Annotated in this window: 15 protein-coding genes and 2 pseudogenes; 4 read left to right on the forward strand and 13 right to left on the reverse strand. The window is 60.3% G+C overall.

Annotation, left to right across the window (positions count from 1 at the left end; genetic code table 11):
- Positions 1 to 75: 75 nt before the first annotated feature.
- The 3 genes from BQ8794_RS09615 to BQ8794_RS09625 all read right to left on the reverse strand — a co-directional run bounded on the left by BQ8794_RS09615 (position 76) and on the right by BQ8794_RS09625 (position 5,999).
- Positions 76 to 2,439, reverse strand: a complete 2,364-nt coding sequence (locus tag BQ8794_RS09615; protein WP_077376140.1) for a S9 family peptidase — start codon at positions 2,437 to 2,439, stop codon at positions 76 to 78.
- Between the two features lie 609 nt (positions 2,440 to 3,048).
- The gene (locus tag BQ8794_RS09620) at positions 3,049 to 3,741 is read right to left on the reverse strand and encodes an OmpW/AlkL family protein (RefSeq protein ID WP_077376143.1); all 693 of its coding nucleotides are present in this window, start codon (positions 3,739 to 3,741) and stop codon (positions 3,049 to 3,051) included.
- Between the two features lie 173 nt (positions 3,742 to 3,914).
- Positions 3,915 to 5,999 (reverse strand): prolyl oligopeptidase family serine peptidase, encoded by a 2,085-nt coding sequence (locus BQ8794_RS09625; protein WP_077376146.1) that lies wholly within the window; start codon positions 5,997 to 5,999, stop codon positions 3,915 to 3,917.
- A gap of 719 nt (positions 6,000 to 6,718) precedes the next feature.
- Here BQ8794_RS09625 and BQ8794_RS35575 point away from each other — a divergent pair.
- The 4 genes and pseudogenes from BQ8794_RS35575 to BQ8794_RS09635 all read left to right on the forward strand — a co-directional run bounded on the left by BQ8794_RS35575 (position 6,719) and on the right by BQ8794_RS09635 (position 9,887).
- Positions 6,719 to 6,871, forward strand: a complete 153-nt coding sequence (locus BQ8794_RS35575; RefSeq protein WP_167378687.1) for a hypothetical protein — start codon at positions 6,719 to 6,721, stop codon at positions 6,869 to 6,871.
- A 495-nt stretch (positions 6,872 to 7,366) separates the two neighbouring features.
- Positions 7,367 to 7,528 (forward strand): annotated as a pseudogene (locus tag BQ8794_RS36340) (transcriptional regulator domain-containing protein); the annotation flags it as partial.
- Positions 7,529 to 7,856: 328 nt separating this feature from the next.
- Positions 7,857 to 8,159, forward strand: a complete 303-nt coding sequence (locus BQ8794_RS36345) for a DUF2285 domain-containing protein (RefSeq protein WP_244554908.1) — start codon at positions 7,857 to 7,859, stop codon at positions 8,157 to 8,159.
- A gap of 602 nt (positions 8,160 to 8,761) precedes the next feature.
- Positions 8,762 to 9,887, forward strand: a pseudogene (locus tag BQ8794_RS09635) (IS256 family transposase).
- Positions 9,888 to 9,984: 97 nt separating this feature from the next.
- On the opposite strand, the gene BQ8794_RS09640 reads toward BQ8794_RS09635, so the two are convergent.
- From BQ8794_RS09640 to BQ8794_RS09690, 10 genes are all read right to left on the reverse strand, one after another.
- Positions 9,985 to 11,391, reverse strand: coding sequence for a hypothetical protein (locus BQ8794_RS09640; protein ID WP_077376152.1), 1,407 nt, complete (start codon positions 11,389 to 11,391; stop codon positions 9,985 to 9,987).
- A complete protein-coding gene (locus tag BQ8794_RS09645) occupies positions 11,384 to 11,908 on the reverse strand; it encodes an MPN domain-containing protein (RefSeq protein ID WP_077376155.1) in 525 nt (174 codons plus the stop codon). The genes BQ8794_RS09640 and BQ8794_RS09645 overlap by 8 nt, the downstream gene beginning before the upstream one ends.
- Positions 11,856 to 12,332, reverse strand: coding sequence for a DUF7665 family protein (locus BQ8794_RS09650; protein WP_077376158.1), 477 nt, complete (start codon positions 12,330 to 12,332; stop codon positions 11,856 to 11,858). The genes BQ8794_RS09645 and BQ8794_RS09650 overlap by 53 nt, the downstream gene beginning before the upstream one ends.
- Entirely contained in the window at positions 12,332 to 12,850 is a 519-nt protein-coding gene (locus tag BQ8794_RS09655) for a hypothetical protein (RefSeq protein WP_077376161.1), read from the reverse strand. Before BQ8794_RS09655 ends, BQ8794_RS09650 begins: the two co-directional genes overlap by 1 nt.
- Before the next feature lie 114 nt (positions 12,851 to 12,964).
- A complete protein-coding gene (locus BQ8794_RS09660; protein WP_077376164.1) occupies positions 12,965 to 16,306 on the reverse strand; it encodes an ATP-dependent helicase in 3,342 nt (1,113 codons plus the stop codon).
- The gene (locus BQ8794_RS09665; protein ID WP_077376167.1) at positions 16,307 to 16,906 is read right to left on the reverse strand and encodes a hypothetical protein; all 600 of its coding nucleotides are present in this window, start codon (positions 16,904 to 16,906) and stop codon (positions 16,307 to 16,309) included.
- Entirely contained in the window at positions 16,903 to 17,673 is a 771-nt protein-coding gene (locus tag BQ8794_RS09670; RefSeq protein ID WP_077376170.1) for a sigma-70 RNA polymerase sigma factor region 4 domain-containing protein, read from the reverse strand. Before BQ8794_RS09670 ends, BQ8794_RS09665 begins: the two co-directional genes overlap by 4 nt.
- 925 nt (positions 17,674 to 18,598) lie before the next feature.
- A complete protein-coding gene (locus BQ8794_RS09680; protein ID WP_077376176.1) occupies positions 18,599 to 20,074 on the reverse strand; it encodes an NAD-dependent succinate-semialdehyde dehydrogenase in 1,476 nt (491 codons plus the stop codon).
- A gap of 1,009 nt (positions 20,075 to 21,083) precedes the next feature.
- On the reverse strand, positions 21,084 to 22,475 hold the full coding sequence (locus tag BQ8794_RS09685; protein ID WP_077376416.1) for a M16 family metallopeptidase: 1,392 nt from the start codon (positions 22,473 to 22,475) through the stop codon (positions 21,084 to 21,086).
- Between the two features lie 4 nt (positions 22,476 to 22,479).
- Positions 22,480 to 23,787, reverse strand: a complete 1,308-nt coding sequence (locus tag BQ8794_RS09690; protein WP_425293530.1) for a M16 family metallopeptidase — start codon at positions 23,785 to 23,787, stop codon at positions 22,480 to 22,482.
- Between the last annotated feature and the right edge of the window lie 522 nt (positions 23,788 to 24,309).

Below are 24,309 nucleotides of genomic sequence, written 5' to 3' on the forward strand. Positions count from 1 at the left end.
CGCAGGCCCTCGTCCGAGCGGTTCTCCGCTCGCTCGCCGCCTCGATCATAGCCAACAAAACGGGCGCGAGGATTGCTATAGGCAGAAGCTGCCGAACCCATCATCGTGACCATTTGCTCTTTGCAACTCGGTTCGTTTAGCGTTCCAGTCGGGTGGGGTCTGACCGAGAATGTTGCGAACGAAGAAGTCCAGGAGTTTGCGTTCAGTATAGATGCCTGGAGCTCCGTGATCGGCACCAGGCATATAGACCATGTCGAAATCTTTTCCCGCCTTGATGAGTCGGTCGGCAAGCTGGAGCGAGGAGGACGGGTCGACATTGTGGTCCATTTCGCCGACGACGATCATCAGCTTGCCCCGCAGCCTGTAAGCATTGTCGATGGCGGAGGATTGGGAATATTCAACGCCGACTGGCCACCCCATCCACTTTTCGTTCCACCAGATCTTGTCTATCCGGTTGTCGTAGGAGCCGCTGTTGGCGACCGCGACCTTATAGAAATCGGGATGGAAGAGCAGCGCGCCCACCGCGCTCTGGCCGCCTGCGGACCAGCCGAAAATGCCGACATTGGATATATCGTACCATGGATACCTCGCGGCGGCCGCCTTGTGCCATAGAATGCGATCGGGAAAGCCTGCGTCCTTCAGATTTTTCCAGGCAACGTCATGAAAAGCGCGCGAGCGGTTGTTGGTACCCATGCCATCGATCTGCACAACGACGAAGCCCAGCTGCGTGAGCGGCTCTGTCCGCCTTGAGAAGGATTTTGGGGCAAAAGACCCCTGCGGCCCGGCATAGATATTCTCCACCACCGGGTACTTCTTCTTCGGATCGAAATTGGCGGGCAGGTGAATCACGCCCCAGATATCAGTCTTGCCGTCGCGCCCCTTGGCGTGGAAACTGAGTGGAGGCTGCCAGCCGGCGCGGATGAGCTCGGACATGTCGGCGGTCTCCACCTGCATGAGCTTGGCATTATCGATGGCGCGGTAGAGCGTCATGCGGGGTGGCAGATCGATGAGTGACCAGAGATCGACATAATAGCGGCCGTCGGGAGAGAACTCGACATGATGGTTGGCCGGCTGGGGCGTGAGCTCAGTCAGCCCCTCACCGTCGAAGCCGATGCGGTACGCATGCACGAAATAAGGGTCCTCCCCCGGGTTCCTCCCGCTCGCCTCGAACCAGATCTGGCGCTTGACCGGATCGACATGGTTGACCGCCCGGACCACCCACTCACCGAAGGTGATCTGGTTCTTGAGGGCGCCCGTCTGGCCGTCGAACAGATACAGGTGCTCATGCCCATCGCGCTCGGACGCCCAGATGATCTCCTTCCCGTCGTCGACGTCGTAACGAAAGATTTTCCCGGTACCGTGCTGATCCATCACTAGAGGCCGGTAATCAACAAATGTCTTGCTGGTCTCGTCGATGATCGAGCGCGCACGGGCCGTGGCGGCGTCTACCTCGACCAGCCGATAGAGCTGATGGCCGCGCTGGTTATATTCGAAAGTAAAGCCGCGACCGTCCGCCCACCATTGGAGAGCGGAAAGTTCGAAGGGGTTGGAGAACAGGGCGTTGTCGATCACGATCTGGCGGCGGCCGGCAATGTCGAACAGGACCGGCTGGGGCAGCGGAAGGACATCGCCCGGCTTGGGATAGACCATTGTCGAATATTCGCGCTGCAACTGGTCCGTCGACGAATCGAGGTAGTGGAGCTCCCGCTTGAAGCCGGGGCGAACACGGTAAGCCGCAACGTGGCGCGAGTCCGGCGACCAGCTCAGTGTCGAAAAGACGTAGTAGTTGCCCTCGGATCCATCCCGGCTCAGCGCAACATCCTGCAATCCGTCATTGCTGCGCAGGAAAATATTGTAGTTCTTTACATAGACGATCCATTTGCCGTCGGGCGAGACGCTCCTCTGGTCGGGGTCATTCTCAGCCGGTGGCGTGTAGTGGTGGCTGAGCTGAAAGTACGGGGCGTCCACATCCAATTTTGTGCTGGTGCAGGCATAGCTTGCAACGTCGCAGCTCCACCGGACCTGCTCAATCAGGAAGTCGAGCCTGCGACCATCCTCGGTCAATTCGAAACGCTCGAAGGGAAGATCGCCGGCCTGATAGCTCTTATGGCTCGCTTCATTTAGCGCCGCCGCCAGACGGGCCTGATCGAAGGCGGCCCGTTTCAAACCCGTGGCAGCATCGACCCGCATGAACTGCTGCTCGCCATGGGTAGTCCGGCGGTATACGAACGCGTTGGCTCCATTCAGCCAGAACGGCCCCTCCGGGACATTCACGGTGAGCCCGCGATAGCGATCGTTGATCGTCAGTGCCCGCTCCAAATCGCTCAGCGCCAGCGGTGGATGTGCACCGTTCGAACCGGTGGCCAGCGCTCGAGCGGTTGCCGATCCCGATGCCCCTTGAATAAATACCGCGAGCGCCAAAGCGCCGATCTTGAACATATCTGTTCACCTCTTTCGGTTTTCGGAAGACGCATTGTTGGATCTGGCTTTTCATCGCCGGTGTGCAGCAGCGCTGAGCGTTGCTCGAAGGGGTCAGCACGCGGGTCCAGCCGAGACGGCAGTCACAATGACCCGTGCGCCCTACGCGGATATCCAGGAACTGGCCGGGTGAGCCAGACTGAAGAGTTGGCAGCCGAGCCAGCAGGGCATTTTCCATGTCCACAATGATGGAAAATTCAAAGCCCGATGACGCTTGCAATCACACTCCCTTCCTTTTTCTGCACCTGGAAGGGCCGTAATTGGGCCCGGCACAAAGCGTTGGCTATGGACATTCTCTGCATGGCTGTCGTCAGTCCGTTGATCCGTGTCCGGATGAACGATGCAATATGCGCGCCAAAGGAGATCCTTTTAAATCACGGCAATCGATCGGACTGGCTGTGTCGGGTGAACGACATTAACGTCGCATATCCGACAGCTCGGACAATCCCAAGTCACATTGACCTTGGGTGTATGTCGGGTTGAAAAAAGTGGACCGTCGGGCCCACGGCAAAAGGGGGCACGAGGCGCCCTTCATTCGACTCGGCTGTGCGGAAGCCGACTTCGCCGGCGTCAGAAATGGTACGTGACGCCTGCGCCTATCAGCCAGGGATCGAGCTCCGCCTTCCCCGTCTGCTTGTTGCCGGCCACGGTGACGTCGAAGTCTGGCTTCAGGAAAAGCTTCTTCACGTCGAAGTTGACGCCCCAGTGCTGGTCGACCATGTAGTCGAACCCGACCTGCAGCGCGGTGCCGAACGTGTTCTTGACCTTGAGATCATCGGCGCTGCCGGCTTCCTGATGATAGAAGATCGTATAGTTCACGCCAGCGCCGACATAGGGCTTGAAGGCGCCGAAATCGGTAAAGTGGTACTGCAATGTCAGCGTGGGCGGCAGCAGCCAAACCTTGCCGATGTTCCCCAGCGCGCCGATCGAGCCTTGGCCTGTGATGTTGGCATAGGTGGTGCCGAGGATAAGCTCGGCTGCGACATTGTCCGTGAAGAAATACGAAATATCGAGTTCCGGCGTCACGCTGTTGGAATACGAAAGACTGGAGCCGGGCACCGCGTTAACGTAGCCCGAATCCTCAGTAATGACACCCAACGCGCGCAGGCGGATCTGCCAGGGGCTTGGCCATTCCGTGAACAAGACACCCTGATCCGGGTCGCACGGTTCTGCAAGGTCTGCCGCGGCCGCCTGCTGCCCTACCAGCATCAGGACGACGGCCGCTGTTACTCCCCGCGCCCAGTTCATTCGCTTTGTTGCCATGATATTTCTCCTTGCTCTATAAATGATAAGCTTCACTGTAAATAGTCCAGTATTGATGATATTGACGGAGCGCGGGCGCGCATTTTGCGCAAATTGTGCACGCGTTTTTTGCACTATTCTCGAAGCCGACCTGTACTCACTTGTTCGAAATTCGCTCTTGTCGGGCTCCTGGTTTATGAACAGGCGTGCCAGCCGATGGCGCTGCGAAGGAAATTGGTGCCAAGACTGATGAATGCGGCTTGCTCGCGATTGTCCTTGGCGTAGCTGTGCCCGCCGGCGCTGGGCTCGTAGAAGTAAGCGGGATAGCCAAGAGCTTGCAGTTTCGCGGCCATCTTACGCGCATGGCCCGGGTGGACGCGGTCGTCGCGTCTCATGGTGGCGAGCAGGATAGGCGGGTAGGGCTGTCCCGGCGACGCGGCGTGGTAGGCGGAGATTTCCCTCAGGAAAGCCCAATCGTCAGCCTTGTCGGGATCGCCATATTCGTCGATCCAACTCGCGCCCGCCAGTAGCTTGGTGTAGCGGCGCATGTCGACAAGCGGAACCGTGCAGAACAGCGCGCCGAAATGCTCAGGATAGCGGGTAAGCATGTTGGCGATCAGCAGGCCGCCATTTGAGCCGCCCTCGGCGGCAATCCGCCTCGGCAGCGTAATGCCCCTTCGCACGAGGTCGGCGGCAACGGCGGCGAAATCGTCATGGGCGAGACGCTTGCCCTCCCTCCGCCCGGCATCGTGCCAGCGGGTGCCGAACTCGCCGCCCCCGCGGATGTTCGCGACCACACACGTGCCGCCGCGCTCGAGCCACAGCTTGCCGAGCGAGGAGTAGTAGTAGGGCAGGAGCGATATGCCGAACCCGCCATAGGCGGAAAGGTGAACCGGGGCATCTCCGTTCGCGTTCGCCGGACCAACCTGCGTATAGGGGATCATCTCATGATCGGTCGAGACTGCCTCGTGGCGCGTGACCACCAGTTCGGATGCGTCGAAAGTCTCCGGGCTGCGCTTCAGGATTACTGAAGCGCTGAGAGGCGGCGCGGAATTGAGATCGAATAGGAAAAGCTGCGGCGGGGTGATCGGATCCTGAGCGCAAACCAGGACCTCTCCATTGGTCTCGTGATCTTCCGCATCGAGGGACCAGAGGTGAACAGCCCCTTGCGCGGGCAGGGTGTCCAGGGCTCGGCGCGTCCATTCCTGCGGGCCCGGGGTGAACACCTCGAATCTCGGAGCGAGGTTCGCCAGGTACCCGATAATGAGCTTCCCCTCATTCCAGAAGAATGACTGCAGACAGCGCCTCTCGGCTGGTTCAAACAGGGTACTAAAACGACGCTCGCCGGCCAGGAAAGAGGCAAGCGAGATGCCGATCAGCGCGTCGGCGCAATAGGTCGTCCCGGCAACCGTCCATGCTTTGCGCGGCTTTATCGCCAGCCAATCGCCGAAGTTATCCCACCTGGCGTCCTGAGGAAGGTCGATCTCAATCTTCGGCCCGCTTCTATCACCAATGCGGACTATCTTCTCGAGCCAGGTCAGCTGCTCGACGAACCACAGGCGCTCGCTCTCGGCGGTACGGTCCAGATGGCCAGACACACCCAGGGTTTCGGAACCGGTCTCGAAGATTACCGGCGCGGTGAGGGGATCTGCGCCGCGCTTCCACAGTCGCACGGTGCGTGCGTAGCCGCAGCGCGTGGCCATACCATCACCAAGCGCACTGGAAAGCAGAAGAGTGTTCGGGTCGAGCCAATCAATGTCGCCCTTGGCCTCGGGGAGATTGAAACCGTCGGCGACAAAGCTCAGAGAGCTGAAGTCGAATTCGCGATGCACGACCGCGTCGCTGCCGCCGCGCGAGAGGCGCAGAACGGCTCTTTCCCGTCTCTCCGGCTCGATCGACGCGCCGCCCCAGATCCAGTCCTCTCCGTCGCTAGCCGCGAGGGCGTCCAGATCGATCAGTAGCTCCCACCGGGGATCCGCGTTCATGTAGACGGCAAGCGTGGTCCGGCGCCACAGTCCGCGCGGATTTCTGGCATCTTGCCAGAAATTGTAGAGGTACTGACCGCGGCGCATGACCTGGGGAACCCGGTCGGGTCGGTCGAAAATCGCTGTCAGCGCCGCCCGGTCGCGCTCGAACTGCGCTCCACCGAAGTGCTTCAGGGTCTTTGCCGACTGGCTGGCCGTCCACGCAAGTGCCCGTTCGCCGTCTACATCTTCAAGCCAGAGATGGGCGTCATCGTCGGGTGCATTCAGTGTTGGGCGGAAATCGAATTCGGTCATGTCCGGACAACCAGAGGAATGAAAGCGCAATGGCTTCCGTCTGCTCGAGAACGCTCAGTGTCGGCGGCGGCGCCCGCATCTTCGAAAAGCGTGATCATCAGCTGGCTACTTCTCAGTCGGTGCGGCGTCGCAGTGCTTTTGCGCATAGGACTGCATCTGTCGTGCCAACTGGGAAAATCGTTTCCGAACAATGCGATCGCTCTGGCAGCGTTGTGTCACATGTCCGACATCGTCGAGAATCCGACAACGAGCGCACAGCGTAATCACCGGATCAACCTCCGGCGCGGACACCATGCAGAACTCAAGCAGTGAAGCTCACAACGACTTGACTCCAACATCTTCGCTCCGGAACGCTTCACGCAGCTGGATTCAATTGGCAGATACAAATGAGGTGATGGACGCCGTGAGTGACCGAGCCGGCTGCGCCTGTGAGTCTGGACACCGCCAGCGGTAAAATCGGAGATCCGAGGAAAGGGATGGGGCGCCGCTCGGCCGACCTGATGGTTGTCCAAGGCCCTGCAAGCAATCTTGGCCTGCACCGTCCCCTTGATTGCATTGTTGAAGTCTGCCGATCGCGCCAGCAAGCCGCGTTCCAACGGACGCATTGGAGTGGTCGCTAGGCCAACTTCGGCTGCTGGCGAACCGTCGTTCAATATGCAAGCTACGAGGGTCAGGAGACAGGGAAGCTTCGGCTCGGCGTGCTCTCGGCGAGGCAGCCAATGATCGACGATGTCTCGCTGACGCGCCGCATTGGTATAGCCGCAACAAGGGCAGTGCGGTGGCAAGTCTGCCTGGAAATCGGCTGCAGCAGGAGCAAGCCGAGCCCGGCCGCGCTCCATCTCGAAACCACCGGCAAAGAAACCCCGCGTTAGCACCGCCAAAAGAAGCGATGCGCGCCTCGCCGGTTCGTTTTTGCGTTCCACTGAACAGCCGGCTTAACCTGTACAACTATACAGGCTGCCATAGCATGAAACTTGGCCTCCAATGGTGGAAATTCCCCCGAGGAGACCTGCGATGACTCACCTTATAGCGCCTGCGCTACGACAGCTTGCCCACAAGCACCGGGCAATCCACCGCCACGCAACTGCGTCTCCGAGGAACGTCCTGAACGGGACGCAGGAGCCGATCACCGATACGAAACCAATACCCTTGGCGTGCTCAGGCCGCGCTGGCTGTCGCTGCGCGGGTTCGACGGTCTGGTGGCCATTTGCGCGCGCCTTCTGCTCTCGACGGTGCCAATGGCACACGCTTCGACGACATGGCCCCATCGAGGTCTGGTGCCTTCGGCGCCGGTGCTTTGCCAAGTGGCATGATGTTTCGACGGCCGTGGGGGCGGGCAGGGGGGCACGGTCGTGCATACAATTCTCGTGACTGGCGCGGATGAGGCTGATTGGCGCGATGAAAGATCATACGACTACACCTCAGGTCTGACGCCGCGCGAGTGGGCCTGGGAGTTCTTACGCCGCAATCCAGCATTCCAGCGTGATTTGACGGCTGCAAGCCAGCAGGCCAATACTTTGTCTCACCAACCCTTTCTCGACGTGGTCGCGGCGGCCGGTGACCTGTCACGCTGGGGTGTTCTGTTTCGCCGAGTCTTATGGGCGAAATTCGCTCGTATTCTGGTCTCCGTTCTGGTGCGTCCATGTGCTGCCAGTCATTGCAGAACAGCTGTCTGCATCGTCCGCGACATCGCGGTTCGACCTCTCTGCATTGCCATGTCGTGCGACGGTCCTGCTGGCGCCCGACAAGGGTCAGCATGTTCTTCTCGGCAACGTGGAGCATACGCTCCAGCTCGCCGTCTCTGGCGCCGATATCTTGCACCCTGTCTGCTTCCGTACCGAGGCAATCTGGCCAGCAATGCTTTCGAAGCCCCGCCTGAGGGCACTCGAGTGCCTCAATGCTCTAAGTTTGGGTCAACACCTGCCTGCCCGCTTGTTTCCGCCGGAAAAACGCGGTCCCCGTCTAACTTTCGTTCTTCGTGCGCTCGACGGATCGCTTGCTGGGGCGTCACATCGCGAACTCGCCGAAGCGCTGGTGGGTCAACGGCGCGTCCATGCCGACTGGAGGGATCCTCGCGATCATCTGCGCGACCGCATTCGCCGCGCCGTCTCTCGTGGCCGCGCGCTCATGAATGGAGGGTACAGAGATTTCCTTCTTTAAGAGAGTGACAGGCCGCCCTGTGCGTCAGCCGGCGAACAGTTCGGAGCTAGAACCGTCACTCCAGTTCGTCTGCTCGGCATGGCAGCAAATGGCCTTGAGTGTGCGCTCTGGGTTCAGGCGTCGGTCGATGCCGAGAGGCACCGGTATTGTCCGATACGCGACAATGTCGAGTACGCAACGTATAGGAAGCTGACCCACCGGGTGTTTTTAAATGCTCTTTGCCTTGGCACGTTACATGCAGGATATTCAGCAAAACGCGCGGACTGAGTGGTTCCACCGCCACGAAACCTCGCTGACTTACGCCACCTCCCAAGGCGTACCCGGCCCGGCAGCGAGCTCAGTCTCCTGCCGGGCATCCGTGTTCAGACGTACTCGCGTTCAGACTTCAAATTAGAGGCGCAATGACGCGGGCGTAGCCAATCCGGCTCGTACGATTTCACCTAGAGGTTTAGGCCCGAGGCTACACTGTCACAAAGGGTCGATGTCAACCAAGCTGTTACATGGGGTAGTGTGCTGAGAGTTCTACAAATTCGCTGAGAGGGGGCGGTCATGGCAGGCTGGTGATGTTCAACGTCACCTGATTCCCGCGAAGGAACGCCACCATGACCAAGACTGAAAGTAAGACCGCCAGCGCCGCCGTCAAAGACATTCTGCATTCGGACCCGCAAGGTCTGCACGAAGTGATCCGGGCGGTGATGCAGGAGGTGCTCGAGGCCGAGATGGACGAGGCGCTTGGTGCTTCGAAGGGCGAGCGCACACCGGATCGGCTCGGCTACCGCTCGGGTTATTATGGCCGCACTCTTGTCACCCGTGTCGGCAAGCTTGAGCTGCGAGTTCCGCAGGACCGGGCCGGCCGCTTCTCCACCGAGCTTTTCGAGCGTTACCAGCGTTCGGAGCGGGCCTTGGTGGCGACGCTTGCGGAGATGTATGTGCAGGGCGTTTCGACCCGGAAGGTCAAGGCGATAACGGAAGAGCTGTGCGGCCATGCCTTCTCGGCCTCATCGATCTCGGCCATCAACAAACGCCTGGACGAGAGCCTGAAAGCGTTTGCCGCGCGCCCGCTTCCTCATCCTCGATGCCCGCTACGAGAAGGTGCGCGAATCCGGCATCGTCATGAGCCAGGCGGTGCTGATCGCGGTTGGCATCGACTGGGACGGCCGGCGTCAGATCCTGGCCGTGGAAATGGCCAATCGCGAGAGTCGCTCGGCCTGGAGGGACTTTCTCGTCGGCTTGAAGGCGCGCGGCCTCAAGGGCGTCGAGCTGGTCGTGTCCGACGATCATGCCGGCCTGGTCGCGGCGATCGGCGAGGTCATCCCGGAAGCGGCATGGCAGCGCTGCTACGTGCACTTCCTGCCGAGAAAGCATGGCGACGATTGCCTGCAGGAACTGCGCTGGCTCTACGGACCGGCGCGATCTCGCCGAGGCCAAGGCCGATCTCGCCGCATGGCTTTCCAAATGGTCGGCCCGCTACCCACGACTGACGACATGGGTGGAGGAGACCATCGAGTACACGCTGACCTTCTTTCGTCCGCCACGCCAGCACCACAAGCATCTCAAGAGCACCAACATGCTTGAACGGCTCAACGAGGAATCCGGCGCCGCACCTATGTCGTGCGCATCTTTCCAAACTCACAGAGCTGCCTGCGCCTCGTCAGGGCGCTGGCCGTCGAAACTAACATGGACGACCTGCGAGAGCACAAGAAGCTCGCTCTGCTCCAAGCCGCATGACCAGCACCATGGCCGCCCGTTTTTGCAGAACTTGACGCACACAACCTTACATGGCGTCGCGGCAGGGCGTTAAGTCACCTCAGAGCACACCCTGACGTTAATCAGAGATACTTGTACTAACAATGCCATTTTCCATCGATGCAGCCGTGCCGTACAGAACTATATCCGGCTCTTCACGCCAGGCGAGGCTCCGATACTGTGGTGCCCCAACATCCAGGTTGAAAACGGCCATGCGCATGCCATCGGAGACCATTCGGATCGTCTGAGAAATCAGAACAGCGGCGGCCACCATTCCAACGAACGGGGCCCCCACAGCCACTTTCGCCAACATGGTGAGACCGCACTCGTCAAGGGTGCCTCTATCACGTAGATCGACGTATGCAGCCGGCCTATTGTCGTCATCAAGAACGTGGTTCTCTGCCCCTTGCTCGTCTGCCCATATCTCAAAAGCCTTGATCGGTGCCGGAAAGCTGTGCGTCCTGATCAGACGGAAATCTTCAACGCCGCTTCCAAGGCCCGCCTCAAACACGGTCGCAAAACCTGCCCCTTCGAGGATTGCCCGCGCCTGCGGATTATCAACGCCACACAGCGCCAGCAGCGGTTCATCGTGAGCGATGCGAAAATCAGAGGCAAACCTTCGCTCGATCAGCTTGGTACGGAAGCCGCGAGCTTCGGCCCAACCAGCACAGATCCGCGTCTTCAACCTACCCTCGTCGGCCGCAAAGGTAAGCACCGATGTACTTTGGGTCGACTGTCCAGCCACGTCGACGTCCTGAAGAAACATCCGAACATCGGCCGAGTCGGCGAATGGCAACAGCCCTATCGTCCAGAGAAAGGCCTGGCCGAGATGGCCCAAACCAATAAGCCAAAAGTCGGATGGGAATTTGGTCGCAGCAGGCCCGTCCGACGCCGGCGAATTCCAGTCGGCGGAGGCCGCTTGGTCCCACAGCGACATGCCAACCGATCTATACCCGGCCATGGCCTCGCCATCGTAATGGGCAAACACTTCCGCGACCGCCAACGCTCCGGCCAGCGCGCCCGATGGGGTGAACTCCACACTTTCGTCCAACGGCGGTGCGTTAAGCGGCACAAGCCCGCCGCGCCAGCCTTGGAAAGTCGTTCTGACCGCAAAACCCGAGGGGTATAGCGTCGGAGGCTCCCCGACGCTGATCAATGCAACACCCTCAGGGATGTCTTCGACGATTTCCCCCTGAAGATGTTGAACCGCGTCGGCAAGCGTGGCGCCCGGCACCACCGGCGAGGCCAAAGGCGTCTGCAGGGCGCCAGATACCGTCACCCCACCGAGGAAGGTCCGGTGACCGCAATTGAGCGCCGTAAGCAGCGCTGCTTGATGGCTCGGGCTCGCTGCCGCCGTCTCGCCAATGAAAAGATGCAGCCGGAAGGCCTCAAGCCGGTCTTGCGCCTCTTCCACGGTCGACACCGTACCGCGATCGATAAACAATTTGGCCGACCTATTCAGGCCGTCGATCACATCCTTATCCATGAACGGTTCCCTCAATTCTGAGCGTCGGACGAAGAAGCGATGACCTCAGCAGAGCCCAGCGAAAGTGTCCGAGATAACGGTAAAGTCCGATCTCTTCGAGACGGATTGGTTCGGCGGCAAAGCGAGGCACAATCATCGCGAGGTGACCGGGCTCGGCGATCATCGGATGGATCCGGTCGGTTTCGCTCTGTCCCGCACCGTATGGGTGTGTATGGACGTCGGCCATGACGGCCGCGTCACGCTCGCGGCAGATCCGCCAAAGGTCAGCCATTGCGCCGCCGTCGATTTCGATGATGCCGGTATCAAATGCGGCAGGATCGATTTCGTCATAGAAGACGATCGAGGTGATCTTGCGGAAGTCGGACTTTGGCCCGAGCAGGAACGCGCCGCTTTCGCGGTAGTTTCCGCCACGCAGGCGCAGCCCTTGCAGCAATTCTCGCCAGAGGCCGGCTGGGATGGCCAGATCAGGCGGCCGGCCGAACAGCCGGGAGATAAGCGAACGAAGAGAGAAGGTCATGGATGATCTCCAGATAATGAATGATGCCGCGTGTCGGCTGCCATAGCAGTTCAGGATGCTCAGTGATCCACTGGTCGTGGCCGGGCAGGGCCAGACGGTCGCAAGGCAGATATAAGGCGGCCGGATTCCAGCCCGGGTTGAAGGCTGCTCCCACCCGCCCCGAACCCTTCGGCCAATGGTCTCCGGTCAGCGGAGTGCCCGTCTCCACGTCGCAAGGCCTCGCGTTCGGCAGTGCGGCTGGGTAGCCATCCAACAGAAAACGAAAGCCCCATTCGGTGTCGTCGCGCGCCCTGACCGCGAAGTCCGCGGTCGACCACGACACGCGCAGCAGGCGCCACCGCCCCTTGACCTTTCCAAGCAGGAAATCGGGGCGTTCCAGATGTGCATGGAACGCCCTTTCTTCTGCGCACATCGGCGTCTCCATTAGCCCTGCACCAGCTTCTTGCGCACCAGATCGAACACCACGGCGCAGCTGTCGGCGGCGTAGCTGCCCAAATGGGCATTCACCGGCGGCTGGAGCCGGCTGCCGTGGATCTGGAGGACATGTTCCTCGGCCTCTTCCTTGCCGAGGCCAGCTTTTTCGACGGCCCAGCGAGTGACCTTGGCGATCGTCGCCGAAGGCGCGAACTTGTGCTTGAACCCATCTGTCTTGTAGTGGACCGTGACCTCGACCTTCTTGCAACGGTGGGCGTGAAAGATCGGATGATCGTGGCCATGCAACGGGTGGTGATGCTCTAGTGGCTCGTCGTGATCCTCCACGAAGATGAGGAGTTCCTCGATGTTGACGCCGCGATGCTTCAAAAGGCCCAGGAGATCTCCCACGACGGCGGCCCCGTCGAGTTCAATGCGGTCGAGTGGCTCGGCACCGATCGCGACAAAAATTGCAGTTTTCATTCTCAAAATTCCTTTGATCAGGTTCGGCAACATGCCGGACTTGAGCATTGGATCGGGCGACGCACGCGAATGCGGAAAGGCCGCCGTCAATATTTTTAAGATTGATTTGTCACGGTGGATGTGGCGCCCAATATCGGCGTCGCATACCCGTCTATAAAAAAGCTAGGCCGCGCCGTTCGGCGCAGCGCAAATGAAGAGATAGGGACAGCGCGGGCAGCGGAAGTCATCCTGCCTTGGCTCATACAATCCGCCGCGGATGCTGCCGATGGCGGAAACACAGTCGCCTAAGCGCTTGTCAAACTTCGCCTTCGTCTGTCCTATTTCCAGCACCGAGCCTAGCAGAAGGTAGTGGTTCTCCACCTGCGCCTGCGGCCCGAGCGCCTCTTCGACCGCTTTCAGGAGTATCGTCGCCGATAGCCGATCCGCGTCCCCCGTCGATTGCCGACCCGATCGAAATAGCCTGGCAATGTGACTGTCACCATCTCGAACCACACGGTCGACACTCACGCTGAGAACCTCACCGCCGATGGCCGTGGAGAGCCGCCCGGTCCTGGTGGCGGCTCCCGCCGCCGATGCATGCAGTCGGTCAAGCATCGACAGGGTCAGCTTACGATAGGCAGGGCCGAAAATGTGCCCGTCGAGTCCGCTGTCAATCCAGGCTTGGTCAAAAATGGCCGCGGCCTGGGCGCGATCATACTCGACGCCTTCACCTAGGTCGCGGACAAAGGCAATGACCCGTTGCACGCAACCATGCGCTTCAAGATAGGCTCCGGCTTTGGATCGCTGCGACAACCCAAGCACACGCGCATAGAAAAAGCGCCGGGGACAAGCGGTATAACGCTCAATGTCGTCGGCGGTGAGCTCAACGGGCGCCGCCGGCAGGGGAATGGGCCGATAATCAGGCAGTGGTGTGTTTCGGCCCACCCCCGCGATCAAATGGCCATTTTTGACCGGCACCCGCACCAGGAACCTCGATGGATTGGCTGTTCTCCCGTTGCGGCTGGTCGGTCGATAAAGCCGAAGATGCTTCTTGGCCCGCGACATGGCGACAAACAGGATGCATTCCTCTTCCGCCTCGTGTGCGTCTTCCTCTTCCCCGCCGAGCATTCCCATTGGTGCGGGGCAGGCTGGAGGGCGGTTTGCGGCTGGAACGGCTCCCGCATACAGGCCCGGCAAATGCACCGCTTCAAACTCGAGACCCTTCGATGCGTGGACGGTCATCAGCCGGACGCCGTCCAGCCCATCCAGTTCGGCTGGAAGCTGCCTCAGGTCGCGCTCGTCGGCGAGCATGATCATGTGCCGGATCCGGTCGAGCGCGCGGCGTATCGGCGTGCCCTTTCCATGCAGGGGCATGACGCGCAGCGCATCGAGAAGCTGGCGCACCGCAACCCGACGCAGATCATCCGACGGCGACTGACCGGTCAGGACCGTCCGCACATACTGGCTTGTGTCGAACAGAAACCTGCTCAGCGCCAGCCAGGGCGTCGAGCCTTGGGTGGCCCCGTTCAGATGGCGAGCCAACACGAGCAGCCCGGCACGCCCCGCCGGAGAAAGGTCATCCACATTTTCCAGGTTCCTGAGCAGGTCCAGAAGCCGTTCCTCGCTCGTGCGCGCCTGGCCGATGACCTTCAGAACGTCGTCGAGGGGAACGTCGTATTCCGGCAGTCCGGCGACGCGGACAAGGCCTGTGCCGGCACCGTCGGATATCAGCGAAAGCACTGATAGAAGATCTCTTACCTCCGACCGATCGAAGAGCGGGCCGAGATAGAGCACAGGCATGCCACGCGCCTCGAGTTCTTCGGCAAACGAGGCCAGCGAACCATTGCTTCGCGCTAGAACCGTCTGGGAGCGCAACGTGACGCCTTGCCTCTCCAGTTCCCGGATCGACCCGGCAAGAATGTCCATCTCGGCAGAGGCGTCCGCGCATGGAAAGATTGCCGGCCTGTCGGCTCCCGCGCCCATCGCGGCAAGAAGTCTGCTCGAGCCGGCGAAGCCACTCACCTTCATTGTGGTGCCGAATGCGCTGTAGACATCGACGATTTCCTTGATCGAGCGGTAGTTCTCTTCCAAGCCGTCCCTTACGCCGGCCGAATAGTCGTTCTCGAACCTGGCAATGTTTGCCGCCGAAGCGCCCCGGAACCGGTAGATCGACTGGCGCGCGTCGCCGACGACCCACAGATCGTTGCCCTCGGCAACGATTTCTCTCACCAGCATCGCGCTGGCGCGGTTCACATCCTGGTATTCATCAATATGGACATGCGTGAAACGATTGCGCATTCCATCACGGAAGTCCTGGTCCGCGCGCATCATAAGGGTCGGACGCATGATCAGATCGCCATAGTCGACCGCCTTGTCGGCGATCAGCTGCTTTTGATAATGCTCATATACAAGCGCCACCTCGTAGGCCTTTTCGGCAGCAACGACCTGCTCATCGGTCTGTGCCGCCGCGCGCATCTTTTCGGCGGCGTGTGCGTAGTCGGTCCACGACCAGAGCTCATCCTTCGCCCTTGCGATTGCACGCAATATGTCGCGAAGCACCAGCGCCGGCTCATAGAGATTGAGATAGTGTTTCAGTTCGAGCGCAGGCAGGGCCTCCTCCAGCATCGCGACCCCCTCGCTTGCATCGACCACCTTGGGATCGTCGGAGACGCCGAACAGCGTGTGATGTTTGCGGATCGTATCCAGGCCGAACGCATGAAACGTTCCGGTCCATACGTTGACTGCGCCGGAACCGGCCGCGAGCTGTATTCTTTCGGCCAACTCCAATGCCGCCTTATTGGAAAAGGTCAGAGCAAGGATTTTGTCCGCCGGCACCTTGTCCCTAATCAGCGATACGATCCTTGCCGTGAGGGTCTTTGTCTTTCCGGTTCCAGGTCCGGCGCGCAGCAGGAACGGCTTTCCACGATGATCCACGGCCCGGCCCTGGGACGGATTGCAGGCATTGTCGCTGGCGTTCGGCTTTGCTTCCGCTGCCTGCACGTCTGGCAGCAGCAGGCCGTCGGCAAGCTGCTGCAGGGTCGTCTCGTAGCGCAGTTTGAGGCCAGTCGAGATAAGCGTCGCCGTCATTCCCTCGACAAACAGTCGCTTGGCCAATGGCCGCGGCAAAACCAGCTCGCGACCAAAGCTGTTGGCCTGAGCCTCCCGACGTTCCTTGATGCCGTAGGTCTCGATGCGCTGGCTTGGATCGCCGCCATTGGTCTCAGAGCGCGGGTAGTAGCCTTTTTCGGATCCGCTATGGACCTTGAAGTGACCAATCTCGTGCGCGATCACCTCTGCCAGCTCATCCTCCGGCAGATCGTTGCGTACAAATATGAACTTGAACTGCCGATCGAGGGCTCCGTGTGCCCCTTCCAGTTCGCGATAGTCCGGATCGTGTGCCCTGATCGTCAGCCCGAGATGCCTGGCAGCGCCCCTCGCAACCTCGATCGAAGTCAATGTGTCTGAGAGAGCGGCCTCCTGTCGAAGCGCGCGGGCCAAAGCCCGAATGGCAGCGAACTGATCCACTTAAGCGCCCAGATGTGCGAGCCAGAACTGTTTATCGTCGGCGCTGAGATCGGAGCTTCGGATCACTTCCGCAAAGCTTGCTTTCGCGCCTGTGCGGTTGCCGGATGGCGCAAAGTAATCCGCCGCTGCTGCAATTGAGTTCGATGACAGATGTGACCATACATCCGCCCTGCGCGCACCAGTCGCATCTGCGAGCCAGGCAATCAGCTTGCCTGGAATGGTCGTCTCGTCGATAAGGCCTCTGGCCAGCTGACGCAGTATGGCCATGTCGATACGGCATCGATCTGCCATCTTCTGCAGCTCTTCAGCCGGTAGGTTCTCAAACGGGTCAGCTGCGGCCGGTCTGGCCAGCTGCCAGAACCGGTCCAACAGAACCGTGTGTTCCGAAACCGTCCGCTCGACGCTCATCTGATCGTCCGAGAGATCACTGCCCTCAGACGCAAACCACTCAGCGGCAAAGGCAAGGATTTCTGCGCTGAATTGCGGGTTTTCGTTCGCGATCTGCTTGATGCGATCCGCGCTGGCGCCATCCTCAAGCTCTGTGTGGACCTCGGCCAGGGTCTCGTCGAGCTGGTCCGCAGGAATGGGGTTACTGGTCATCGCGTGTCTCTTTCCCGCGCCCCTTGCCGCGCGCGTTCCTCGGTTGCGCGCGCCTTTGCGGCCGCGCTCTTCAACAGATAGCGAATATTGCGGGCCGTGCAGCCCATCTGCGCGCCTGCCTCTGTCTCGGTCATGCGAGCCTGGAGCACGTAAAATATTGCTAGACGCTCCTTCTCGTTGAGCATTTCGAGAACCTGGTTCAGCATCGTCCTTGCTTCCGCCAGCGGCATCGAACTGTCAGAGACCATGCTTAGCGCGTCGGCCGCCTCCTCGCCGGTCAGATCCGAGTCGGGACCGACCAGATCCTCGCGTGAAACTTCGGTCTTGCTGCGCAAGCGGACTACTGCCCTGGCCGAATAATAGAGCCGCTCCGCGCCCGTCTTGAAGCTCATCTCGAAGATGTCGAGGCGGTCTGCTTCGATCAGCCAGAGCGCCTTGTCCTTGACGAGATCGTTGACACGCTCCCGGTCCAGATCGGACAAGTCTCTTATCATTCGATCGCCTGCCCGTTCGAGCCGGGAGAAGAATGCTATGACCAATGTGTCGTACTTGGGATCAGGACGGTTCGGCCTGAAGTTTCGCATCAGATAGACGAGCGTCTGGGGTCTCAGCTTTCCAGCCGCGGCGAGCGCGAATGCCTTCGGCAATGGCCACTCGAGAACCGCCTCGATCTCCGCCTCGACTGCGGGCGGCCGGGCGTACGGCTTGCCTTCCTTGGTTTTTCCGGCCAGCGGCTTCAGCGCGCCCTCCCTTGGCAATTCAGTCATTGTTCCCCTCATTGATCTGACGAAGAGCGGAAAAGCGGAAAAAGCATAATCAGCCTTCGCAACACTTGGAATGTCTGCCCGCCGCGCCACATGACATGGACCTCCGTCCTGCCCAGAAGGATTGGGCAAGGGCATGACATCACTGTATTCGGCACAGCGCATCGATTCGATACGGCAGCTCTGCCTCGCACACCGCGACCGAGCTCTTCAGGACCGCCTTGAGGCAAGTATAAACGCACGATAATTCAACCGGCCGACCAGCCGATCACCCCATCCTGAATCGAATAGTTTAGTTTGGACCGTCACTCAGCTGCAGTTTCCAGCACCTCCTTGATTATGCCGCGGTTTTCCGGTGTCGCGCAGCGAATATGGAGGTGCCGCAGTTATTTCCCGCAAAAGCACGCGGGGCCGCGCAACATTTCAACGTCGCGCGGCTGCGACAGCCAAGGTCCACAACGCATCCACATACCCGACCATTCGCATGACAACCTTGGGGAAAAGCTTTCGCTCGCCTTTGCTCTGGGGGAATTTGCTGGACCGAGGCCAGCATCTGATGACGCGAGCCCTTTCGAATATTTTCGTGAGCGTGTTGTTGAAGCAGTGGGTGCCGGCGAGAGCTGCCGAGCAGTGGCGTCGGGCGCCGCCGGCCGCCGAATATGCCGAGCCCTCTTCCGATCTGGCGGTGTGCATCGCTCCTCCCGCATTGGACCGGTACCGGTGTTTGATCTCGGCGTAGTTCTCCCGTTAACGAAGTTGCGCGTTTTAGGGTGTTGCGCTGCGCTTCTAGCAGGAATTGAGCTGCACGCTCGTTAGGTTTCCATGTTGCGTCTTGCTCAGGTTGCGGAGCCGCCCGTCGGCTCCAATCGGGGGCCTATGTTCGGAGGTCGCCTGAGTGCCCGATCTGCGAACCCCGCAAGCAGGTTCTTCAGATGCCGCCCATGCAGAGATATTTCATTTCGAGGTAGTCTTCGAGCCCGTGGCGGGAACCCTCCCGCCCGATGCCGGACTGCTTCATCCCACCAAAGGGCGCCGCTTCCGAAGACATACGCCCCGTGTTGATGCCAACCATGCCATATTCCAATGCCTCGGCAACGCGCCAGACACGCTTCAGGTTCGAGGCATAGAAATAGGCGGCGAGGCCGTAGATCGTGTCGTTGGCCTCACGCACAACCTGATCCGCATCGTGGAAGCGAATGATCGGGGCCAGCGGCCCGAAAGTCTCCTCTTGCGCAACCGCCATGATGCTGGAAATTTCGGTGAGGACTGTGGGTTCGAAGAAGGTGCCATCCTTGCCGATACGTCCGGCCCCGCATCGAATTGTGCCACCTTTGGCAACGGCATCTGCGATGTGGGACTCGATCTTGGTCAGAGCATGGATGTCGATGAGTGGTCCGATGTCCACTCCCGGAGCGAAGCCGTCGCCAACCGACAAGTGCCGCACTTTCTCCACGAATTTCTGGACGAACTCATCGTGAACGCTCGATTGGACGTAAAGACGGTTCGCTGAAACGCAAGTCTGGCCGGCGTTGCGGAACTTCGCCTGGATCGCGCCGTCAACCGCAGCGTCGATATCGGCGTCATCAAAGACGATGAAAGGGGCATTGCCGCCGAGCTCAAGGCTGACCTTCTTGATCTGGTCCGAGCACTGGCGCATGAGCAGCCGGCCAACCTCAGTCGAGCCTGTAAAGCTGATCTTTCGCACCTTGGGGTTGGAGCAGAGTTCGCGTCCAACGCCATCACCGTCGGACGCATAGATCAGGTTGACGATGCCGTCGGGAAAGCCGGCTTGGTGCGCGAGAGCAAACATTGCACCTGCCACGAGCGGCGTCTGTTCGGCAGGTTTGAGCACGATCGCGCAGCCCGCCGCCAGGGCCGGCGAGATCTTGCGCGCCACCATCGACGCTGGGAAATTCCATGGCGTAATCGTACCGACGACACCGATCGGCTGCTTGATCACCAGCATGCGACGGTCTGTCGAGGGTGCGGGGATCGTCTCGCCATAGATGCGATTGGCTTCTTCGGCGTACCATTGCAGATACGCGGCCGCATGCGAAACCTCCGACTTGGCTTCGGGGAACGGCTTGCCCATCTCTGCAGTGAGTACGGCGGCAAGATCACCAGCGCGGTCAATGATCAGCTCATGCCATCGCCACAGAACGTCACTGCGTTCTCGGGCGGTCAGCCCCGCCCATCCAGGCTGCGCTACGTAGGCCTTGTCGATCGCAGCGCGTGTCTCCTCCACACCCATGTCGGGAAGTACTGCCAGCACTTCGCCGCTCGACGGGTTGAGGACCTCGAATGTCCGCTCGCTAACCGGCGTGCCGAGCGCCGGCAGGCGATCGATGGCGCCAAACAGGTCCGGGGATTTCAGGTGGCGGATCATCGGCAGGCACAGGGGCAATACCGGATTCCTCTCAAAACGCGGCGGATATGTATGTCGACAGGGCGTCGGTGTGTACTGCGCACCTGCGGGTTCCTTATAGGGCCTCGGCCAGACGGCTGGTAGACCATTCCACTCAGCTTGAAAGGGAGAATTTTTGAACTCTTCTGGCGATGGCTTGCGGTTCTCACCGGCGCAAACTGAACAATAGACATCGGCTTCCCAGCGCGGGTAGCTCTGCGGATCACGATCGGCATCCTCCGCAAATCCGAAGGTGAGGCTGGCATTATAAAGATTACTGAACAAAAACTGGGGCCGGAGCTTCCTGCCCAAAAAGTTGCTTTGCACGCTTCTTCCAAGCTTCTCATGCCGCCTTTTCATCGCGTTATTGAGGCTCGTGTGGAAAGCCGCGATCGGGTCCGCCAGTCTGAGCAAACTCGCGACTCCAAACGGAAAATCGACGCCATCGACGCATTGTGCGAAGAGAACACTAGCCTGCCAGAACACAACTGCCTTGTCGGTGTCGCACATGACCTTGAACCAGGACAGAACCGGCTTTACCCAATAAATGACCCAAAAGACGCGAACTCCTATACATTGCGGTGGCTGGCTATGCCGGGCGGGCCCTATGGTTACCGCCACCGAACCGCAAAGGTGCGTTTCGGCCTAAGCAGGTGACGATCCCTAGCTGGAAAAACGGCACTCCTCGTCGGGGGCCTGGGTCCCGTGTCCCGCCCTCGGCGGTGCTATGCTGACATTCTGCCCTCTTAACCGGTCTGTCACTGCAGTCAGGCCCGCGTCCGGCCCTTCGGCCGGCGCAAGCGCTGACGCTCCTTGGGCTGCCTCATTTTCTGTGCGAGGCGCTCTTCGATCTCTCGACCGGCTCCAAAATTAAAAGACATCCTAACTTTCGCGTGTTTCATATACGGGAAAGTTAGAATCCTTCCTTGCCAACTGTTGGCTAATCAGCATTAACGCAGTTCCGAAGACGATCGGCGCGAAGCTTGGCAGAGCGCCAGATTATTCGCCGTCAGGGAACACCGGCAAGCCGCGGGCCAACGCCCATAATGGCGGGCTCCGCCGAAAGCAGTTTCTTCGCCGCCGCCCTGACCTGGTCGAGCGTCACCTGCTCGATGAGAGCCGGGCGCCGCTGGATGTAGTCTATGCCGAGCTTGTCGAGCTGCATTCTGACAAGGGTGGCTGAAATCGCCCTGGAGGAACCCAGATTGCGGATAGCATAGGCCCCGATCAGATACTTCTTGCTCGCTTCGAGCTCGGCCGCTGTTGGCCCTGTGTCCACCAGCTCCTTGATTACTTGTCTTATCAGGTTGAGCGTCTCGGCCGCCCTGTCGGCGCGCGTCGACGTGGCCACGAGAAGCGTGTTGGAATGCTGGTAGGCTTCCAAGCTAGAGGAGACACCGTAGGCAAGCCCGCGCTTTTCGCGCACTTCCTGGAAAAGACGTGAGGTAAATGGCGAGCCTCCTAGTATATCGTTTATCAGCTGCGCGGCATAGAATTCCGGGTCGCTGCGTCCGATGCCGGGAAAAGCCAGCTGGAGCGAAGTCTGGGGCAGGGCGTATGCGACTAACGTCCACTGGCCGAGCTTTGGGGTGACATCAGGTACCGGGGCGAGCGCCTGCTTCTGAGGCAAATCGCCGAACAATTGGTCGAGCCTAGCACTCAGGGCTTTGGCATCTATGTCGCCGACGACCGCCACGTGCAGCCCGTCGCGGGCGACAGCGGCCTTGTGGAAGGCGCTTAGGTCGGCTGGCGTTATGCGGGCCAGGCTTTCCTTGGTGCCCTCTGGTGGCCTCGAATACGGGTGCGTGCCGTAGAGACGGCGCCGCCATGCAAGCTCGGCTATCGCGTGAGGTTCGCGCTCGTTGGCGATGATGCCGGAGAGAAGCTGGGCGCGAATGCGGCCGACCGGCCCCTGATCGAAGCGAGGCCTGTTCACCGCGAGCCCGACCAGATCGAAAGCGGCTTCCTGGCGCTTGGAGAGCAGGCGTATCGAGCCATAGATGCCGTCAGGCCACGCGTTGAAGCTCATTTCGGCGCCGGCCTCGTCAAGCTTCACCTGAAAAGTGTCGCTGTCGTAATCACCGGCGCCTTCGCTCAACAAGCCGGTCATCAAATTGGCAAGCCCCTCCTTACCGGCCGGGTCATGGCTGGTGCCGCCGTCGAAGACAAAGTGGAGTGTGACGATCGGCAGCGTGTGGTCTTCCACCAGCCAGGCGGTGATCCCCTTTTCAGATTTCACCTCCTGGATGTTCACCGCAGCACGGGCGGTGAGCGACGGCAGGATGAGGAAGAAAATAGCAAGGGGAAGGACGGCCAGCCAGGTGGCGAAACGTGCGGCCCTCCCTCCTCCAACATCAGAGGGCAACGCTTGTGCAATGTCGCTGCGGAGTGGGGTTGTCATCACATCAATTCTCCTTAGGCAAGAGATAGCCAGTCGTCGAATGGTCAGACACGAGGTAGCGGGCGGCAACGGCCTTCACCTGATCGGCGGTGACGTTGCGAATGCGGTCCGGCCATTCCTCGACGTCTTTCACATTGCCGCCGGTGGCAAGCGTGGAGCCATACATGTTGGCGACGGAGTTCTGCTCGTCGTGGGCGAAGATTACCGAGCGGATAAAGCGTTCTTTGGACTTCTCCAGCTCGTCGCTGGTGACGCCGTTCCTGGCGATGCGGGCGATCTCGGCGTCGACCGCAGCCTCAATGTCGGCAAGCTTGGCGTCGCCGCGCGGCGCCCCATAGACGGTGAAGTTGGTGGCATCGAGCATGTCGCCCTGGAAGAAGGCGCCGGCCTCGGCGGCAATGCCTTGCTTGACGACAAGCTGCTGGTAGAGCCGGCTGCGGCTACCGCCGCCGAGGATCTCCGCCAGCAGGTCCAGCGCTTCCGCTTCGCCCGGCTTCGCAGTGTGATAGGAGGGAACCACCCATTGCGTCGACAAGCTTGGCACGCTGACACGCGCGTCAGTGAGCGTCACCGTGCGCCTGGTGTTCTGCTCGGGTTCGACCGGACGGGTGCGCGGCGGCAGGTCTGGACCACGCGGGACCTTGCCATAAGACTTCTCGGCCAGCGCCTTCACCCTCTCAGGCTCGACGTCGCCTGCCACCACCAGCACGGCGTTGTTCGGCCGGTAGTAATTGTCATAGAAAACCACGGCGTCGGTGCGGTTCAGCTTCTCGATCTCGTGCATCCAGCCGATCACCGGAATGCGATAGGGCTGGTTCTGCCAGAGCGTGGCGTCGACCTCCTCGCCGAGCACTGCCTGCGGATTGCTGTCGATGCGCGAGCGGCGTTCCTCGAGGATCACGTCCCGCTCGGTGTTGATGACATCATCCGTGAGGGTGAGATTGCGCATGCGGTCAGCCTCGAAGCTCATCATCTGCTCCAATGCCGGGGGCGCTACTCTTTCGTAGAAGGCGGTATAGTCGTAAAAGGTGAAGGCGTTGTGCGAGCCGCCGATCTCGGCCACCGCGCGGTTCAACTCGCCGGCGGCGTGATTGGCCGTCGCTTTGAACATCAGATGCTCGAAAAAATGCGCGATGCCGGATTTCCCCGGCGGCTCGTCGGCGCTGCCGATCTTGTACCACACCATATGGGTGACGATGGGCGCGCGGTGATCGGGTATGACGACCACCTCCATGCCGTTGTCGAGCAGGAAATTCGTTGCCTTGATATCATCGGTGGCCGCCAGAACCGGAGCGGTGGTCACAAACGCCAGCGCAGCCGCAAAAAGTGTCCCGCCCAGCCAGCCAGACCGAAGATTTATCGCTGGCTTCGGATGTGATGACCGGGCGATGGGCAAGGTTCGAGGCGAAGTGAGTTGTCCCTCATTTTGAAGGTGCCGCGTCCTCGTCGCCCTCACTGCGAGAAGGTGGATCGGTGGGCGGCGCCGGGCCAGATGAGCCCTCAGCATGCTGCCAGGCCCGACTCGAGCGTTATCTTTGAGTGCGTCGGGGAAAGGTGGCGCGGCATTTTTTGGTGGGGGATCATGGGGCGACTCTCCTGGCTTCGTGACGCGTTTGCCATGAGCACGCACCAACCGTGCCAAATGGGAAAACCGTTCCGGCAATGTGGTTATCGGACCTGCTGTGTTGCGTATCCGACATTGTCGGGCATCTGACACGGCCGAATGGGAAGCCCTTGCCGCTTAAAAAGGTGGCTAGGTGAACTACCCTTCGGAGAGTGACGAATATGGTGGCGTTAGCGCGCGCCCGTAGTTGCTGGGTCGCCAGCGTGCCCT

Source organism: Mesorhizobium prunaredense, assembly GCF_900156895.1.
Classification (GTDB): domain Bacteria; phylum Pseudomonadota; class Alphaproteobacteria; order Rhizobiales; family Rhizobiaceae; genus Mesorhizobium; species Mesorhizobium prunaredense.

What these genes read in the sequence shown, in the direction of transcription:
- BQ8794_RS09615 (WP_077376140.1), bottom strand. Translation starts at nt 2,439, where the DNA reads ATGTTCAAGATCGGCGCTTTGGCGCTCGCGGTATTTATTCAAGGGGCA.
- BQ8794_RS09620 (WP_077376143.1), bottom strand. Translation starts at nt 3,741, where the DNA reads ATGGCAACAAAGCGAATGAACTGGGCGCGGGGAGTAACAGCGGCCGTC.
- BQ8794_RS09625 (WP_077376146.1), bottom strand. Translation starts at nt 5,999, where the DNA reads ATGACCGAATTCGATTTCCGCCCAACACTGAATGCACCCGACGATGAC.
- BQ8794_RS35575 (WP_167378687.1), top strand. Translation starts at nt 6,719, where the DNA reads ATGATCGACGATGTCTCGCTGACGCGCCGCATTGGTATAGCCGCAACA.
- BQ8794_RS36345 (WP_244554908.1), top strand. Translation starts at nt 7,857, where the DNA reads ATGCTTTCGAAGCCCCGCCTGAGGGCACTCGAGTGCCTCAATGCTCTA.
- BQ8794_RS09640 (WP_077376152.1), bottom strand. Translation starts at nt 11,391, where the DNA reads ATGGATAAGGATGTGATCGACGGCCTGAATAGGTCGGCCAAATTGTTT.
- BQ8794_RS09645 (WP_077376155.1), bottom strand. Translation starts at nt 11,908, where the DNA reads ATGACCTTCTCTCTTCGTTCGCTTATCTCCCGGCTGTTCGGCCGGCCG.
- BQ8794_RS09650 (WP_077376158.1), bottom strand. Translation starts at nt 12,332, where the DNA reads ATGGAGACGCCGATGTGCGCAGAAGAAAGGGCGTTCCATGCACATCTG.
- BQ8794_RS09655 (WP_077376161.1), bottom strand. Translation starts at nt 12,850, where the DNA reads ATGCTCAAGTCCGGCATGTTGCCGAACCTGATCAAAGGAATTTTGAGA.
- BQ8794_RS09665 (WP_077376167.1), bottom strand. Translation starts at nt 16,906, where the DNA reads ATGACCAGTAACCCCATTCCTGCGGACCAGCTCGACGAGACCCTGGCC.
- BQ8794_RS09670 (WP_077376170.1), bottom strand. Translation starts at nt 17,673, where the DNA reads ATGACTGAATTGCCAAGGGAGGGCGCGCTGAAGCCGCTGGCCGGAAAA.
- BQ8794_RS09685 (WP_077376416.1), bottom strand. Translation starts at nt 22,475, where the DNA reads ATGACAACCCCACTCCGCAGCGACATTGCACAAGCGTTGCCCTCTGAT.